The sequence below is a fragment of the Carboxydocella sp. JDF658 genome (genome assembly GCF_002049395.1).
In the GTDB taxonomy this organism is placed as follows: Bacteria; Bacillota.
Window position 1 is genome coordinate 1 of sequence record NZ_BDLR01000218.1, and the last position, 201, is coordinate 201.

At 43.3% G+C, this 201-nt stretch carries 1 pseudogene; it reads right to left on the minus strand.

Annotated elements, in window-relative coordinates:
- A pseudogene (locus tag JDF658_RS13885) lies at positions 1 to 201 on the minus strand (IS110 family transposase); the annotation flags it as partial.

A 201-nucleotide genomic window follows, 5' to 3' on the forward strand; every position in this document is an offset into this window, starting at 1 on the left:
TGGCAATGGCTTTATCAATGGTTTTGACCTGCTTTTCCAGGCATCTAATGGTTTCAAGGCTTGTAGCCAGGATCAAGTTAACCGGTTCCAGAAGATCTCCCCTTAACCTGTGAGCATTACGAGCAGCCTTTTTAAGCGCTTCAGCAGTAGCTTTGGGATCTGAAAAGTGCTTGTTACCTTTCTCCATCAGAAAATCAATTA